Origin of the sequence: Paenibacillus glycinis, assembly GCF_009909185.1 — a bacterium.
Taxonomy (GTDB): domain Bacteria; phylum Bacillota; class Bacilli; order Paenibacillales; family Paenibacillaceae; genus Paenibacillus_Z; species Paenibacillus_Z glycinis.
On record NZ_JAAAMV010000009.1, the window covers coordinates 214,547 to 232,010 of the forward strand.

Annotated in this window: 12 protein-coding genes; 9 read left to right on the top strand and 3 right to left on the bottom strand. The window is 56.0% G+C overall.

Translation table 11 applies throughout. The features are described 5' to 3' along the window. Positions 1 to 77: 77 nt before the first annotated feature. From GT019_RS13670 to GT019_RS13690, 5 genes are all read left to right on the top strand, one after another. A complete protein-coding gene (locus GT019_RS13670) occupies positions 78 to 1,232 on the top strand; it encodes a serine hydrolase domain-containing protein (RefSeq protein ID WP_161743732.1) in 1,155 nt (384 codons plus the stop codon). Positions 1,233 to 1,580: 348 nt separating this feature from the next. Continuing rightward, positions 1,581 to 2,477 (top strand): nucleoside hydrolase, encoded by an 897-nt coding sequence (locus GT019_RS13675; RefSeq protein ID WP_161743733.1) that lies wholly within the window; start codon positions 1,581 to 1,583, stop codon positions 2,475 to 2,477. Between the two features lie 64 nt (positions 2,478 to 2,541). Continuing rightward, positions 2,542 to 3,462, top strand: coding sequence for an ABC transporter permease (locus GT019_RS13680; RefSeq protein WP_235947927.1), 921 nt, complete (start codon positions 2,542 to 2,544; stop codon positions 3,460 to 3,462). An 82-nt stretch (positions 3,463 to 3,544) separates the two neighbouring features. After that, complete coding sequence (locus GT019_RS13685) at positions 3,545 to 4,465, top strand: carbohydrate ABC transporter permease (RefSeq protein WP_161743734.1); 921 nt, start codon at positions 3,545 to 3,547, stop codon at positions 4,463 to 4,465. Positions 4,466 to 4,516: 51 nt separating this feature from the next. Continuing rightward, positions 4,517 to 6,136, top strand: coding sequence for an ABC transporter substrate-binding protein (locus GT019_RS13690; RefSeq protein WP_161743735.1), 1,620 nt, complete (start codon positions 4,517 to 4,519; stop codon positions 6,134 to 6,136). 55 nt (positions 6,137 to 6,191) lie between these two features. Here the strand turns inward: GT019_RS13690 and GT019_RS13695 are convergent, their stop codons facing one another. From GT019_RS13695 to GT019_RS13705, 3 genes are all read right to left on the bottom strand, one after another. Next, complete coding sequence (locus tag GT019_RS13695) at positions 6,192 to 8,018, bottom strand: cache domain-containing sensor histidine kinase (RefSeq protein ID WP_161743736.1); 1,827 nt, start codon at positions 8,016 to 8,018, stop codon at positions 6,192 to 6,194. Then, on the bottom strand, positions 8,015 to 9,595 hold the full coding sequence (locus tag GT019_RS13700; RefSeq protein ID WP_161743737.1) for a response regulator: 1,581 nt from the start codon (positions 9,593 to 9,595) through the stop codon (positions 8,015 to 8,017). The genes GT019_RS13695 and GT019_RS13700 overlap by 4 nt, the downstream gene beginning before the upstream one ends. Before the next feature lie 77 nt (positions 9,596 to 9,672). After that, positions 9,673 to 10,605, bottom strand: coding sequence for an AraC family transcriptional regulator (locus tag GT019_RS13705; protein WP_161743738.1), 933 nt, complete (start codon positions 10,603 to 10,605; stop codon positions 9,673 to 9,675). 241 nt (positions 10,606 to 10,846) lie between these two features. Here GT019_RS13705 and GT019_RS13710 point away from each other — a divergent pair, with 241 nt between their 5' ends. From GT019_RS13710 to GT019_RS13725, 4 genes are all read left to right on the top strand, one after another. Continuing rightward, entirely contained in the window at positions 10,847 to 11,842 is a 996-nt protein-coding gene (locus tag GT019_RS13710; protein WP_161743739.1) for an aldo/keto reductase, read from the top strand. Positions 11,843 to 12,036: 194 nt separating this feature from the next. Further along, positions 12,037 to 13,626, top strand: a complete 1,590-nt coding sequence (locus GT019_RS13715; protein WP_161743740.1) for an ATP-binding protein — start codon at positions 12,037 to 12,039, stop codon at positions 13,624 to 13,626. Positions 13,627 to 13,776: 150 nt separating this feature from the next. Beyond that, positions 13,777 to 15,621 carry an ABC transporter ATP-binding protein gene (locus GT019_RS13720; RefSeq protein ID WP_161743741.1) on the top strand — a complete coding sequence of 615 codons (1,845 nt, stop codon included), beginning with the start codon at positions 13,777 to 13,779 and terminating at the stop codon, positions 15,619 to 15,621. After that, the gene (locus GT019_RS13725) at positions 15,596 to 17,425 is read left to right on the top strand and encodes an ABC transporter ATP-binding protein (protein WP_161743742.1); all 1,830 of its coding nucleotides are present in this window, start codon (positions 15,596 to 15,598) and stop codon (positions 17,423 to 17,425) included. Before GT019_RS13720 ends, GT019_RS13725 begins: the two co-directional genes overlap by 26 nt. Positions 17,426 to 17,464: the final 39 nt, after the last annotated feature.

Genomic DNA, 17,464 nt, shown 5'->3' on the forward strand with positions numbered 1-17,464 from the left:
GAGACGATGGTCCTACTTACGTCATCCGAACCGTATGATACTATTGATGGTAAGCGTTTCCGAAAGGGGATAGATCGATGGATCGGATGCAACGACGTTTGACCCCGCTTCTCAACAGCATCGTGGAAAAAGGACCGCCAGGCTGCGCGTTAACGGTCGTGCGGCGCGGGGAGGTGCTCTTCCAGGACAACTTCGGCTATGCGGATCTGAACGCGAAGAAGAAAATCGGCGCGGATACCATTTACCGCATTTATTCGATGACGAAAGTGATTACCTGCACGGCCGCGCTGATGCTTTACGAGCAAGGACGCTACCTGTTGAACGATCCGTTGGAAGAGTATTTGCCCGAATTCAAAAATCCGCAGGTCTATCGCTACAACGAATATGGCGAAAGAACGGTGTCGCCCGCGTCCCGATCGGTTCTGGTCAAGGATCTGTTCACCATGACATCCGGGCTTACTTACGGCGGCACCGGCACGGAAACCGAACGCCAAACCCTCGCCTTGATGAAGAACGCAGTCGCCACGATGAACATGCGAGAGCTGTCCAAGCAGTTGGCGGCCATTCCGCTTGCCTTCGATCCCGGCACGCACTGGAAATACGGCACGAGCCACGACGTTCTGGCCGCTTTGATCGAGGTGCTGTCCGGCACGACGTTTGGAGCGTATTTGCAGAAAGAGATTTTCGACCCGCTCGGAATGAACGATACCTCGTTCCGAATCGCGGACGACAAGCGGGACCGGTTATGCGCGATGTATGACATCGCGGACGACGGCACGTTGACCGTCAACGATCGGATGGACGCGCCGTACCAGCCGGGATGCGGCTACGAGAGCGGCGGAGGCGGCCTGCTGTCGACGATCGAAGACTACAGCCGGTTCGCGCAGGCGCTGTCGAGGGGCGGCGAATGGAATGGCGTCCGTCTTCTCGGTCCGAAGACGATACAGCTGATGCGGACCAATCATTTGGACCCGCAGCTGCGCAAGGATTTCGACTGGTCGCAAATGAGCGGCTACGGCTACGGCCTTGGGGTTCGCGTGCTGATGGATCCCGCAACGGGAGGAAACAACGGCACGATCGGCGAATTCGGCTGGGCGGGCCTTGCCGGATCGTGGACCCTGATCGACCCGCACGAGGAATTGTCCGTCGTTTATATGCAGCAAATGCTCCCAAGCCATGAACCGTATATCCATCCAAGGCTGCGGGCAGCCATATACGGCGCGCTGGACTGAATCCATATTGAAAAAGCCTCCGCTACACGCACCGTTGTATTACGGATAAGCGATGATGTTCGATTACCAAAAGGCTGCCGCGAGGCAGCCTTCTACATGCAAACCAAAGCCAATTCGATCGATTCGTCGATCGGGTTGGCTTTTTTCGTTCCTCCAAGATAACGACAAACTGGCGACAATTTTCGTAAGTCGCAACATCGTATATTTTTACTTGAAATCGTACTTTTGTATATATGAACCCATCCCGATTCGCTCTAGAATAGAGCATGTAAGCCTTTTCAATATCGTTGCGCGGCTCATGTTCAGCGCATGTACGCGAATGAAAATACGCAGCTATGGAGGCGGAAGATGGAGAGGACGAAGATCATCATCGATACGGATATCGGCGACGATATCGACGATGCTTTGGCGATCGCCTTTGCGCTGGAGTCGCCGGAACTGGACGTGCTCGGCATTACGACGGTGTTCAAAAATGTGACAGCGAGGGCGAAGATCGCGGTGCAACTGCTGGAGCGGGCAGGACGCGCGGACATTCCCGTCCATGCCGGCATCGGAAGTCCGATCCTGAACAAGGCGGACGTGAACGAGATTCCGAACCAATACGACGAAGCAAGGGACGGAGCGGCGGCAGGGTACGGCACGGACGGCATCGATTTCATCGTCGAGACGATCATGGCCTCGGACGGCGATATTACTTTGGTGCCGATCGGTCCGCTGACGAATATCGCGATCGCCATTCTCCGGGAACCGGCGCTCCGAAGCAAGGTGAAGGAGATCGTCATGATGGGCGGCTGCTTCTACAGCCATCTGAGCGAATGGAATATGAGGTGCGACCCGGAAGCCGCAAGAGTCGTGTTCGAATCCGGCATCCCGATCAGGGCGGTCGGCCTGGACGTGACGGTGCAATGCGTCCTAAGCAAGGAAGACGCGGACCGGTTGATGACAAGCCCGAAACGATCGGCCGCGTATCTGCCCGATTTGCTTGCCAGGTGGCGGAAGGTGTCGGATCACGAGCCGATGCTGCATGATCCGCTCGCCGTCTGCGCCGTATTCGACGATCTCCTGCTGGCTTTTCAGCAAGACGACATCGTGGTGGAGACGCAGGGCGAGTATACGCGCGGGCAGACGTATAACCGTAGCGCGCTTTACTGGCGCGGCAACGCCGACCGGTCCGTCATCCGGGCCGCCAAGCGCGTCGATTCGGCCGCGTTCCTCAAGCTGTACATGGACAGGGTGTGCCACTAAATCCTTGACGCCATGACGCCATGGCGCACTCGCAAAGACTCGCGGACGAAGGAAGGGATAGCGGTTGAACAAGCACGGCGTGCTCTATGAACTCCGTAAAAATCGAACCTTGTTTCTAATGGCGCTGCCTGCCGTTTTATTGGTTTTCTTGATCTCCTACATCCCGATGGCGGGGATTATCCTGGCGTTCAAGGACTACCGGTTCGATCTCGGCGTGTTCGGCAGTCATTGGAACGGGTTCGAGAACTTCAAGTACTTCTTTAACTCAGGCACCGGGCTGCGGGTCACGCGCAATACGATCCTGTACAACTTGCTCAATCTGATTACTTCGCAGCTGTTTGCCGTCATGATCGCGATCTTCATTCACGAGATGAGAGGGAAGTATTTCAAGAAAGTATCGCAATCGATTATTTTCCTTCCGTTCTTCATCTCCTGGACGATCGTCGGCGTCTTCGTGTACAACATCTTCAACTACGAGACCGGAACGCTGAACTCGGTGCTGAAAGCCTTGCACATGGCCCCCGTGAACCTGTACGAATCGCCTTCGATATGGATCGTGATCATCTGTTTCTTCAACTCGTGGAAGTGGGTCGGCTATACGTCGGTCATCTATATCGCGTCGATCCTCAGCATCGACTCGGAATGCTTCGAAGCGGCCGAGATCGACGGCGCGAACGTGTTTCAGAAAGTCTTCTATATTACGATCCCGTCGATCAGCCCGACGATCTTCATCATGTTCCTGCTCAACATCGGCCGGATCTTGCGCGGCGACTTCCAGATGTTCTACCAGATCGTCGGCAATAACGGCCAGCTGTTCGATTCGACCGACGTCATCGATACGTTCGTCTTCCGCTCGCTGCTGACGAGCGGCGATATCGCGATGCCGGCCGCGGCGACATTCTATCAATCCGTGCTCTGCTTCGTCATCATCATGGCGGTGAACGGATTCATACGAAGGACCAGACCGGACAACGCGTTGTTCTAGGATGCATGCCCGAGCAGTGAGCGGAGCTCACGACCAGGGTAGAAGGAAGGGGCCATTACGTTTTCGCCAGGAGAGGGGATCTATGGAGAATAAGCTTGCTATCGACCGGAAGGGAACGATTCCGAAGACGGAAGGCGCGAACCTGTTATTCAACCTGATCAGCTATACGGTCGTGACCGTGGCGGCGATCCTATGCCTGCTGCCCTTCGAGATCCTCATCTCGGGATCGTTTACCGACGAGAATGCGATCGCGCTGCATGGTTACGGCATCCTGCCGAGCAAATTCTCGCTGGAAGCCTATCGCGTGTTGTTCAAGTTCCCGGAAGCGATCATACGGGCATACGGCGTATCCATCTTCATTACGGTGGTCGGGACGATCGTCGGACTATTCGTGACGTCGATGACGGCCTACGTGATGAACCGCAAGGATTTCAAGTACCGGAACAAGCTTGCGTTCTTCTTCTACTTCACGACATTGTTCAACGGCGGCATTCTGTCCACCTACATCTTCTTCGTGAAGTACCTGCAGTTGAAAAACGACATGCTCGCCTTGATTCTGCCGTTGCTGATCAACGTGTTCTATCTCATCGTGATGCGAACCTTCATCAGTTCGATTCCGGATTCGATCAGCGAATCGGCCAAGATCGACGGGGCGGGGGACTTCACGATCTTCATGAAGCTTATCCTGCCGCTGACGAAGCCGGGGCTCGCGACCATCGGCTTGTTCTATGCCCTGGATTACTGGAACGACTGGTACAACGCGATGCTCTACATCACGGACGTGAACAAATACCCGCTGCAATATTTGCTGTTCTCGACGCTGCAATCGGCCGAGGCCATCTCTCGGATCTCCAAGATGGCCAGCGTAGCCGCCATATCCGTGCCTACCTTGTCGCTCAAGCTGGCCATGGCCGTTATCGCGACGGGACCGATTATTCTGGTCTATCCGTCCGTGCAGAAATATTTCGTCAAGGGCCTCACGGTCGGCGCAATCAAAGGATAATGCCGGATCATCCGGTTTATCGCATAAACGACTCGTTCAAGGGGGATGCGTATGAGAAGATCGAACGTAATGACGCTGCTTCTGGCCGCCGTGCTCGTCATGGCGGTTGCGCTGGCGGGCTGCGGCAATAACGCCGGCAATTCGAACGCCGACGCGGGCAACGGCGGCAATTCGGGCACGAGCGGCAATTCGAAGACCGACGGCAATACGGGCGCCGGCGACAAGGCGAGCGGAACGACGGATAACGGCGCTGCGGGTACCGGCAATGCCGCGGCGACAACGGATATTGACCTGTCCAAGCACGTCAATCTCACCATGTACCTGATCGGTTCGCCTGCCAGGGATTACGACATGGTGCTTGCCGAATTGAACAAGAAGCTCGAGAAAGACTTGAACGCGACCTTGAAAGTGAACTGGGTCGGCTGGGCCGATTATGGCACGCAATATCCGCTGCTGCTCGCTTCGGGCGAACCGATCGACCTGATCTATGCTTCGACGTGGACGAACTTCTACCAGAATGCGCGCAAAGGCGCATTTATGGACGTCAAGGACCTGGCCAAGAAATACGCGCCGAAGAGCCTTGCCCAGATCACCCCGGATTTCTACAAGCAGACGGAATTGGACGGCCACCTCTACGCCATTCCCTCGGAGTTCTATCAGTACGGCGATATGGGCTATATCGTCCGAGGAGATCTCATGAAGAAATACGGACTGACGTCCATCGACAATATCGATGATTACGGGAAATTCATGGATGCGGTCGTGAAGAACGATCCTCAGCTCGATCCAAGCGGCGATATCAGCTCCTCCGGCGGTTTGGAGTCGTATTATGCGAACTCGCAAGGCTATTACGGCATACTTTCGAGCCAGTTCTCCCCATTCTATATCAACATGGATGATGCCAATCCCAAGATCTTTAACTTGTACGAGACGGACGGCATCCTGGATTACTTCAAGAAAATGAAAGACTGGGGGGACAAGGGCTACTGGTCCAAATCGATTCTCTCCAACAAAGACGATAAAATGCTAACGGAAGGGAAGGCCGCGTCCAAGCTGCATAATCAAGATTCCTGGAGCGGCGTATACATGGAGCATCCGGATTGGGACGTCCAATTTTACCTGAACAGCAAGTACACGTATAAAACGCAAGCGATGCAGGATGGCATGGCGGTACCGGCTTCGTCCAAAAATCCGGAACGCGCGCTGATGCTCCTGGAATTGCTGCGCACGGACCGAAGCTACAACAATCTCCTGACGTACGGCATCGAGGGCAAGCATTACGAAATTACGGCCGACAATAAGCTGAAGCCGCTGGATCTGGACGGCTTCGCGCCGGACGGCTATTGCTCTTGGGGCTTTAAGGCGCCAGAGCTCCGCTACGATGTCGTCGGTACGCCGCCAAACAACGCGGAAGTGCGCCAGCGGCTGGCGGACCGGGCGAGAGAGAACCCGTACGCGCTCTTCACGCCGGACTTCGAGCCGGTGAAGAACGAGATGGCCGCCGTCACCAATATCGTGCAGCAATATTCGTTCCCGCTCAACTATGGCTACGTGAAGAATCCGGAGGACGGGCTGAAAACGCTCCAATCCAAAATCAAAGCCGCAGGCGCGGAGAAAATCATGAACGAGATGCAGAAGCAGCTGGACGCGTTCCTAGCGGCGAACAAGTAACCCATTCCGCATGCGGAAGGTTCAGGAAGGGCGGCATGCCTCCTGAACCTTTTGTTTACCGGAAGCGATTCGGGATGCGTATCTCGACCTCCGTGCCGTCGCCCGGCGACGAGCGGTAGGCGAGGCCGTATTCCTGGCCATAGCAGAGCTTGATCCGGTGGTCGATGTTGCGGATGCCGTATCCTTGAACGTCAGGATCGGCGATCCCGCCGGCAAGCAGACTTTCGGCTTGTTCCGAGGGCATCCCCACGCCATCGTCCCGGACGGTCAAGACGATCTCGCCGCGCTCGAGCCTTCCGGTTACGGTTATGGTGCCTTCCTGGCTGTTCCTGGCTTCGAGAATGCCGTGGATAATGGCATTTTCGACCAAGGGCTGAAGGATGAGCTTCAGGATATCGCAGGCGTACAACTCGGGGGCGACCCGAACGTCCAGCTTGATTTTATTGTCGAAGCGCAAGTTCTGGATTTGCACGTAGGCGCGAATATGATTGATTTCGTCTTCGACGGCGACGATGTCTTTGCCTTTGTTCAGGCTGAGCTTGTAGAACTTGGCCAGCGATTGCGAGATGACCGCGATGTCGGGCACGTCGTTGTCGATGGCTTTCCAGTTGATCATTTCGAGCGTGTTATACAGAAAATGCGGATTGATCTGCGCCTGGAGCGCCTTGAGCTCCAGGTTTTTGATTTCCTTGCCGTTCTGATACTGCTCTTGGACGAGCAGCCGGATTCGTTTGACCATGTGATTGAAGCTGTCGGCCAGCTCGCCGATCTCGTCGGGAATCGCGGATTGCACTTCTACGTTCAGCACGCCTTCCTGCACCAGCCGCATTTTTTTCTTGAGCAGCAGGATGCGCTTGACCGTCGCGCCCGTGATCAAGTAGGCCAGTCCGTAGGAGAGGAGGCCGCAGACAAGCATCAATACGAGCATGAGGTCCCGGATTCGGATGCTTTGCCTAAAGATTTCCGACACCGGAATCGCCGTCACCATCGTCCAATCCGTGTTCTCGATCGCCCTTGTCTTGACGACATGCTCGCCGCTGCCGATTGTCGCGTTGTTCCATGACATGCCGGCGTCCCCGGTGTCCAGCGCGTTCCGGGTGTCCTGGATAAGCGCCGGATCCGGGCTGATGCGATGATAATTGTCCATGTTGGAGCAGCTGACGATCGCGCCGTTCGAATTTTGAATATAGACGACGCCGTCATTCGTGATATTCGCTTTCTGCAGGATCTCATCGACGATGTCCTTGCGAATGTTCAGTTCGATAATGCCGATGATTTCCGTCGTCTGCTCGCTGTTGCGGATTTTGCGGAGCAGCGAGATGACCGGTACCGGATCGAGGTTGGTGTTGTTGTTCGCGATCGCATGCTCCGGCAGCCAGCTGACCTTATCCTTGGAAGCGAGCAGCGCTTCATAGCTCTTGGTTCGGGAGAAGGCGTCCATGTCGAAGAAATTGAAGTTCTGTCCGGCATACATCAGCCAACCGGGCACGTACAGGCTGGCCCGATAGACGTCTTCCGCGTTTTGAAAACTGCTTAAGAAAGATTCCAGCTTCTGCCGGTCGATATTCTGCTGGACATAATCGTCCCCGAACGCATGCTCGTCCCTGGTGAGCATCGTCTGCACGTCGGCATTGAAATAGATGACGTCGGACGCTTTGATCAGCGTGTTCAGTTTATAGCTTAAGAACGTGAAGGCCTGGTCGAACGACTGATCGGCGGAGTGAAGGATTTGCTTCTCGTAATCGCGCGAGACGTTCTTGTACGAGAACGAAGTCATCAGCGCGAGCGGCAGGAAGATGAGGATGAAATAGGAGATCAGGAGCTTGCGCCGAATCTGCATGTTCGTGAACAATCCGGTCAACGTCCGCAGCGGCTTTCTCACGGCTTGTGGTTTCTCCTGAATTGCGTAGGCGTCATGCCGGTGATTTTCTTGAAGGCCTTCGCGAAATAATTGGCGTCGTTGTAGCCCGACAGATCCGCGACCTCGTACAGCTTGGATTGCGGCTCCATCAGCAAATCCGCGGAACGCGCGATGCGGACTTCCGTGATATATTCGCCGATCGTCTTGCCGGTCTCTTTCCTGAACAGCGACGATAGATAAGTCGGCGTCAGGTGAACGTGATCGGCCAGCAGATTCACGGTGATTTCCTTGTCGCCGTAGTGGCCCCGGATATACTTCTTCACGTCCTGCACGGCCCGGCAGTTCGATTCCATGTTCGCGATGCGGTCGAGGAGAAAGGAGGCTCTGCGCTGAAAATAGTCTTTCAGCTGCTTGAACGTGCCGATCTTGGATATCGTCGCCCAGTCGTATTCCTCCTGCTCGGACCCGGACTGGCTCAGGTTCAGGCCGCGCTTCTCGGCTTGCTCCGCGAGCATGCGCAGCATGCGGCAGAACAGGTTCTTGACATCGTCGACCGGCGTGCCGGTCCGGGTTCGGATAGTCTGATAGAGGTGGTCCGTGAACGACAGGATCGCATCCTTGTGCAGCTCCCGCAGCAGCTTCGCGTAGGTATGGAGGAGTTCGTTATCGAGCTTGCACGCGGCGTTCGGCTTGTCGGCGGCATAGACGAGCTTGCCGAAGTCGCAGTAGAAGAGGTGACTCAGATATCCGGCCGCCGCCTCGTAGGAATCGGGAATTCCCGGCCATCCGGGCGAAGCGGTGCCGACGATCCAGGACAGCTTCGGGCATGGCGGATGCCGATCGTTCAGATGCGCCGTCAGCAGCGGGTAGACCGCGGCCAGCTCTCTCTGGCGCTCCGGACGATGCGCGGAGATGACGACGATGCCCACGGAATCCTGCATGGCCGCCAGGTGCGTGAAACCGTTCGAAGCTTGATGCAAATAGTCGATGATCCGGTTGGCGCAGCGCTGTTTGACGTCGTTCGGTTCTTCTTCGCCGTAGGCGGGGACGAGGATGGAAACCGTATACGCGCTGCCGGGGGCGAAGGAGATGCCGGCGAGCTGCAGGCTGCGTTGCAGCTCGCTGTCATCGATCGGGCCGCGAATGACCCCGTTGACGATCGTCTGCCTGATGAACGGCAGGCTCTCGGACAGCGCCGATTGCATATGGTCGACTTTCAAATTCTCGCGGCACAGCCGTACGGCCTTGGCGATCGTCTCCTGCAGCTCGTCGACATCGATCGGTTTCTCGACGTAGCTGACCGCGTTGATGCGGATGGCGGCTTTCAAGTATTCCTTGTCGGAATGCCCGCTCAAAAAAATGATTTGGCAGGCGGGAAACCGTTCCCGGACGGACGCGGTGAAGTCGATGCCGTTCATGCCCGGCATGCGGATATCCGATACGACGATATCGGGCTGCAGGCGGCCGGCCGCTTCGAGTCCTTCGATGCCGTCCTTGGCCTCTTCGACGAGATCGACGCCGAGTTCATGCCAGTTGATATGTTTCATCAGTCCTTTTCTGGTCGCGGACTCGTCTTCGACGAGCAGAAGCTTAATCATCCGATTTCACTCCCCACTTTGAAAACGATTACATCTAACCAGATTATACGTGATCGTGCCGGATATGCAACTTCTCGTCATTCCTTCTTTTTCGTCGCGGATCGTTGAATGCTTTTGATATCTCGAAGGGGCGGGGACCCGAATAGCCGTCTGTATTCCCGGTTGAATTGCGACGTGCTTTCATATCCGACTTCGAATGCGGCAGTCGTGACATCCATCGCGCCGCTTAACATCAATCGCCTTGCTTCCTGAAGGCGGAGCTGCTTTTGATATTGCAGCGGCCCCATCGCCGTGACGACCTTAAACTTATGCTGCAGTCCCGATACGCTCATATTCGCATAACCGGCGAGCTCGCGGGCAGTAAATGTACGCGTGACATTTTCTTTTATCCAAGCGATGGCTTTCCCGATGCCGTCTGCTTGCCGGTCGAACAGGACCTGCTGAAAAAACAAATGCCCGTGATCGCCCGACAGCAGTTTGAAAATCATTTCTTGTTTGATGAGCGCGGATAGATAGCGAACTTCCGCCGGCTTGTCGACCAGCTTCAAGAGCCTGATAAACAATTCCAGAAAATCGGCATCGGAACTGCCGATGAAGGCTCCGGCGTTCAATTTCTTGTCCCGCGGCATAACCTTGATCTCGGCAGCCGTCATTACCGCGGCGATTTCCGCCATGGTAAAGTCGATACGCAGCCCGATAAACGGCGATTCCTTCGTCGCTTGGACGACTTGCGTCGTTCCGGGCAGGTCAATCATAGCGGCCAAGAAGTTACCCGGATGCGCATGGAAGATGTGCTTGCCGACATGAATTTTCTTCGTGCCTTGAAGAAAGAGACAAAAGGAAGGGGTCAATACGCATGGGATCGGCGGTCGATCCCGACTGTGCCGGTCGATCGTCAAATACGGGATGACGGTGCCGGTGCTTCCGTCTGCTTGCGCGATATGCCCGGTCATTTCTATGAGACGGTCCAATCTCCTCTTAAGACGGGAGCCGTCTTCTTCGATTAACATTCGAGTGTCGCCCTCCTTCCCCTGCGAGATCCTTGGGGCAATGTAGCTAAATTATACGATTATCGTGAATGAACGCAAGCGAACGAAGTCGGGACATTGGCGCGACCTGCAGAATTAGGCAAGATTAATGCAGCAATAGGCGCACGCCATAGCTCCGTTTCACGGATAATGGGACGGAGGACGCCGCCGTAAGCAAGCGCGTTCCGCGCGAGTAACATGATTCGAACGGAGGAAACCGACCATGACGACGAACAAACGCAAACTAGGCAATCAGGGGCTCGAGGTGTCGGCAATCGGCCTCGGCTGCATGCCCATGAGTCAATCGTACGGACCGGCAGACGAAGGCGAGTCCATCGCCACGCTGCATCGCGCCATCGATTTGGGCTGCAACTTCTTTGATACGGCTCAAGGGTATGGACCTCTCGCGAACGAGGAACTGCTCGGCAAAGCCTTTCGAAACCGGCGGGAACGGGTGATCATCGGGACCAAGTTCGGCTTTCGGTTTCAGAACGGCAAACAGGTCGGGGCCGAAAGGGCCAGCAGACCGGATCATATCCGCGAAGCGGTGGAAGGTTCCCTGCGGCGGCTCGGAACGGACTACATCGATCTCCTATATCAGCATCGCGTCGATCCGGCTGTTCCGATCGAAGAGGTCGCGGGAACGGTCGGGGATCTGGTCAGGGAGGGGAAGGTGCGGTTCTTCGGCCTGTCGGAGGCGGGCATCGCGAATATTCGCCGCGCGCATGCTGTCCATCCGGTGTCCGCGTTACAGAGCGAATATTCTTTATGGGAGCGGAACTTGGAACCGGAAATCATTCCGCTGCTGCGCGAGCTGGGTATCGGACTCGTTCCCTTCTGTCCGCTGGGGCGGGGGTTTTTGACCGGGCAGATCAAGCGAGCCGAGTCGTACCCGCCGGACGATACCCGGCATAACGATCCACGCTACCAGGGAGAGAATTTCGACGCCAACCTGCATGCGGCAAGGATCGTATTCGAGATCGCCTCGGCAATACAGGCCAAACCCGGACAAATCGCGCTTGCCTGGCTGCTGCGGAAGGGAGATGACATCGTGCCGATTCCCGGGACGAAACGCCGAAATCATCTGGAGGAGAACGTCGCCTCCGAATCCGTGGCGCTTGATGCTGCGCAGATGAAGCAGCTCGACGCCGCGCTGGGTGCAGGGAAAGTATCCGGAAACCGTTATCCCGATTGGATCATGGCGACCATCGATCGTTAAGGGAGGGACGAGCCCTTCCGCGGCTGCCGAGCTGAAACAATCCGACCGCGAACGCGGGACCACGAAAACCATTCGTCAAAAACGAATGGTTTTTGTTGCGTCTTCGGAGGGAAAATAAACCAATATAGCGAATAGTTAACTATTCGTTCTCCGCATGAGAGCGAAACGACACGAAGAATAAAGGTGACGTCGCTATGGTAAACACCGTCCTGTATAAAATATTGCTTCCCATCATGATCGGCATTATTTCGTTTTCGTCGATCTATTTAGGACGGACGGATCACGCCGGCTTCATGATGGCGACGGGGATCGCGATGTTGCTCGCATTCAACGCGAACCCGAATAACCGCAAGTACGCGTATTTGCAGTTGGTGCTGTTAATTCTATTTCATTGGTTAAGCCAGCTGAATTGGTGCTTGATGATCTATGTGATCCTGCTCATTCGGCAACTAACGCGCAGCGACGATCTAAAGCGCGAGATTCTCAGCATGCTTTTTATTATGACCGTTTACAGCCTCATCCGCTTCTCGTATTCCCCGATCAATGACTACTCCCTGCTCGTCACGCTCTCCGATATCGCGAGCTCGCTCGTATTCGTTACCTTGGTATGGAAAATCAAAAGCAATCAAAAAGAGAAAGAAAGCCTGGAGAAAAAGAACAACGACTTATTGAAAAGGGACGTTCTGACGGGGTTGCTCAATTACCATGAATTCCGAAAAGAACTGAACAAGATGAAGGAACGCGATGAAATCTGTTTAATCATCTTGAGCTGCCAAGACTTGAGATCCATGAATTTCGAGCACGGCTACGAGCAGGCCAACCATGGCTTGAAGGATCTTGCCTGCCAGCTGGAACGCCGCTTCGGTTCCTCGATCGTATCCCGTTACGGCGGGAGCGAATTCGCGATCGCGATGGAAACGATTGCCGAACTGACGCCTGCAGAGAGCATAAGAGACGTATTGGCCGCGATCATTGCGTCGTATCCTCATTTGGACATTATTTACGCGCATGCTTACTCTAATGGACGCTCCGCAGGCGAAACGATAGCCGATGTCGAAAATCAGCTTTTTCTGCAGAAGAAGGAAATTTGGATGAATCGGGACGAGCATATTTTTCGGGCGGACAAGTTGAAGGTGATCGGCGAGCTGGCGGCGGGCATGGCCCATGAGATTCGCAACCCGCTGACCACGATCAAAGGGTTCCTGCAATTAGCCCATCAGAATGACTACAAGGACATTGACCGCTATCACCCCATGATCATGGATGAAATTACGCGAGTCAGCGAGCTCACCTCCGAGTTCTTGCAATTCTCCAAACCGAATCTGTCGCACGTGAAAACGGAATCGATCGAGTCGTGCATCGCAAGGGCGGTCTCGATCATGGCGACGGAAGTCGAGCGGAACGGTCATGAGTTCCATATCGACTATCCCGTGCATTCTTATTTCGTGAAAGTAGAGCGGGATAAAATCGTGCAAGTGCTCGTGAATTTGTTCAAAAACGCGATCGACGCCATGGAGGACCTTGGCCGAATCGGCGTGAAAATATACGGAATCGATCAATCGGTATGCATCGAGGTGTCCGACACGGGATCGGGGATGTCCGAGGCTACGAGAGAAAAGGTATTCGAACCGTTCTATACCACGAAGGGGCATGGCACGGGGCTCGGGTTGTCCATCTCGCACAAGATTATTCAGGATCACGGGGGACGAATGGAAGTCTTGCACACGAGTCCGAACGGCACGGTATTCTCCATCCTGCTTCCGGTCGTTCCGCCAACCGCGTAATCAAAGGTTCCGTATCGGACCGACTCAACCCGCGGTTGAATCCAGGCCGAGGCAGCCATTCAACCAACGCTTTATAGGCTTGCATGCGGGAATGCGCTATGCTCTTCACGACAGTGCGCACTGTTCACGTACAACGAAGGAGGTACTCGCATGTCAAAAGTAAAAACGCCGTATTCCGCATGGTCGAACATCGCTTATTCGATGCGGTTGCACTTGCGGGCAAGGCCACTCACGCTAATCTGTTGCGCCATCACGGCGCTTGTCGGCGTCGCCGTGCCTTTCGTCAATATCCTGATGCCCAAAATCGTCATCGACAAGCTTACCGCACATGTCACGCCGGGCGAGTTTATCCTGTCGGTGGGCATGATGGGGCTGCTCCTGGCCGCGCTGAGCTGCGCGAAAAGCTACGCCGACCTCATGACCAATGAATCCGTGGGTACCATCAGCATATTGAGCCACCTTCAGATCGCCATGCGCAAACTGCTGAACATGGACTTCGAGGTGCTGGAGAGCCCCGGTTACGCTAAGCTGGGCGAGAAGGCGGGACGCGCGATGCAAAGCAATCACTCTCCCGCCTCCAATATCCCGCGCGTGATGGCGCAGCTATTATTGAACCTCTTGGGGTTTCTTACATACGGAGCGGTTATTGTTACCGTACACCCCCTGATCATTCTGTTCCTTGCCCTATCGGCGGGGATGAATTGGCTTGCGCTCTCGCATGCCCGCAAGATCGAGAGGGATACGCGCGAAGAGCGGTCGAAGCTGCAAGGCAAGCTCTGGTATATGCACAAGGCTGCGAAAGAACCTTCCGGCGGCAAGGACGTGCGGCTCTATGACCTTAGCCGTTTGATCCGCGGCGTCTTTCACAACGTGCTTGCCGCGTCAAACGGCAAAGAACGCCAAGTAGCGACGGGCGACATGAACGCGCAGCTGTCGGACGCCTTGCTTAGCCTGATCCGCGACGGCGGAGCGTACGCTTTTCTGATCTACCTGCTGCTGAACGACCAGATCACGTTAGGCAATTTCGTGCTGGCGTTTGCCGCGATCGGCGCGTTTGCGGGATGGCTGTCGGGGATCATGACCCATACGAGCGAGCTGTTGCGCGCCCTCAGCGAGCTGTCGGACATCCGCGTCTACCTGGACGTGCCGGATCGCGCGAATACCGGACCCGGCCACGCGCTGCCCTCCGGCGAGAAGCTGCCGCCGGCCATTACGCTTAAGAACGTCGGGTACGCCTATCCCGATGCGGAGAAGCCGACGCTTTCCGGCATCGACCTCGAGATCGAGCCGGGTGAGCGCATCGCCATCGTCGGCGCGAACGGCGCGGGCAAGACGACGCTGATCAAGCTCATATGCGGGCTTTATCGGCCGACAAGCGGCGAGATTACGCTCGGCGGCGTCGATGTTGCGCGCTATAACAGGGACGAGTACTATACGCTGCTCTCTACGGTATTCCAGGACATCCATCTCTTCTGCGTGGATATCGCGGGCAACGTATCGCAGCAGACCGCCGATCGGACCGACCGCGAGAAGGTCATGAAATGCCTCGAGCTGGCCGGGCTGATCGATAAGGTAAACGGACTGGAGCAAGGCGAGCGGACGCATCTCGTGCGGCGCGTGCACAACGACGCCATCGAGCTCTCGGGCGGCGAGAAGCAGAAGCTCGCGCTGGCGCGGGCGCTGTACAAAGACGCGCCGGTGATCATTCTGGATGAGCCGACGGCGGCGCTCGACCCCATCGCCGAGAGCGAGATCTACCAGCGTTACGCCGAATTGACCGCGGGCAAAACATCGATCTATATCTCGCACAGGCTGGCAAGCACGCGCTTTTGCGACCGGATCCTGTTGATCGACGGGGGCGGCATAGCCGAGTGCGGCACGCATGACGAGCTGATGAGACTTGGCGGAAAATACGCCGAGATGTTCATCGTGCAGTCGCACTACTATCAGGAAGGGGAGGTGGCCGAGCATGAAAACGCGCTCCATCTGGCGTAACCTGTGGCGGGGCTACGGGATCGTAAATCAATTGACGCCTGCCTATATTCCGCTGACGGTCGTCGGCTCCTTCATCAAGGCCGCGCAGCCGTTCGCGGTGCTCTTCCTGTCCGCACGGATCATCAACGAGCTGGCCGGCGACCGCGACATCGGCCGAATAATGCTGTACGCCGCGCTTGCCGTGGGGCTCGCGTTCGTCCTGTCGGCATTAAACGCCGTGGTGACGCGCCGGATTACGACCATGAACAGCACGCTGTGGGCGCGCTTCTATTTCTTCCTCGGCAATCGGTACATGCAGCTGAACTATGATCAGATCGAAGATGCTGCCAATAACGAGAATCTGGCGGATATCGAGGCTAAGGCCAACGGCAACGGGCTCGGCATCCTGCGCCTGCATTGGAGCCTTCCTGAACTGCTCCAGCCCTTGTTTGAACTGGCGGCGGCGATCGTGCTGGTGTTCGGCATGTTTTCCTCGGCCTCGAATTACGAACGGACCTTCATCACGTCGCCGTTCGCCACCGGTTTGTTGATCTTGCTCGTGCTGCTCATTCTTCCCTTTACGTATGTCGTCAAGAAGCGGGAGCAGCGAATCCTGCAGCAAGCGTTCGAGATCAACCCGAAGGCGAACACCTATATCCAGTTTTTCAACGAATATATGCAGGCGAAGAACGCCGCGAAAGACATTCGCCTCTATAAACAAGCGCCTGCGATCGAGGAGCATTACAAGAAATCGGACGGGCTGGCGTACTGGTACAAGTTCTTCGACTACCTGGGCAAAAATAACGCGTTGGCGGCGGGGATGAATGCCCTGCTGGCAGGCTGCGTCTATCTGTTTATCGGCCTGCGGGCGCTGTACGGCATGTATCCCTTGGGCAGCGTGGTGCAGTATATCGGCGCGGTCACCGGCGCGGTCGGAGCCTTGGCCAATCTGATCGGGGTGCTGGGAAACTATATCACCAATAACCCGTATCTCGATCTGATGTTCCATTATCTCGACCTGCCGGACAACATCCGGAAGAGCGGCAGCGCCCGGCCAATCCCGCAAGACGAGCTGGAGTTCGAATTTCGCGACGTGTCGTTCAAGTACCCGGGCGGGAGCGACTACGCCATCGAGCGGCTTAGCATGAAGCTGCATGTCGGCCGGCGGCTTGCCATCGTGGGCATGAACGGCAGCGGCAAGACGACGATGATCAAGCTCCTGTGCCGGCTGTATGAGCCGACGGATGGCGTGATTACATTGAACGGCGTGGATATAAGGGAGTACGACTACGCAGCGTATATGAGGATCTTCAGCGTCGTGTTTCAGGATTTCAAGCTGTATTCCTTCTCGCTTGGACAAAACGTAGCCGCTTCCGAGACGTATGACGCGAAATTGGCGGAGGAGTGCCTGCAAACGGCGGGGTTCGGCGAGAAGCTAAAGGCCATGCCGGGCGGGCTGGAAACCTGCTTGCACAAGGATTTCTCGGATGAGGGCGTCGAGATCTCGGGAGGCGAAGCGCAGAAGGTGGCGCTGGCCAGGGCGCTGTACAAGAACGCGCCGTTCGTGATCCTCGACGAGCCGACGGCGGCGCTGGATCCCATCGCGGAGTTCGAGATCTACGCGCGCTTTCATGAAATCATCGGCGACAAGACGGCGATCTTCGTCTCGCACCGGCTCTCGTCCTGCCGGTTCTGCCATGACATCGCGGTGTTTCATGAGGGGCGGCTCATTCAGCGCGGTTCCCACGACGAGCTTGTCGCCGATAGGGGCGGGAAATACGCCGAGCTATGGAACGCGCAGGCGCAATATTACGTAAGCGCGTGACCATTTTAAGCGAACCGGTTATGTCAAGGGGACAGAGAA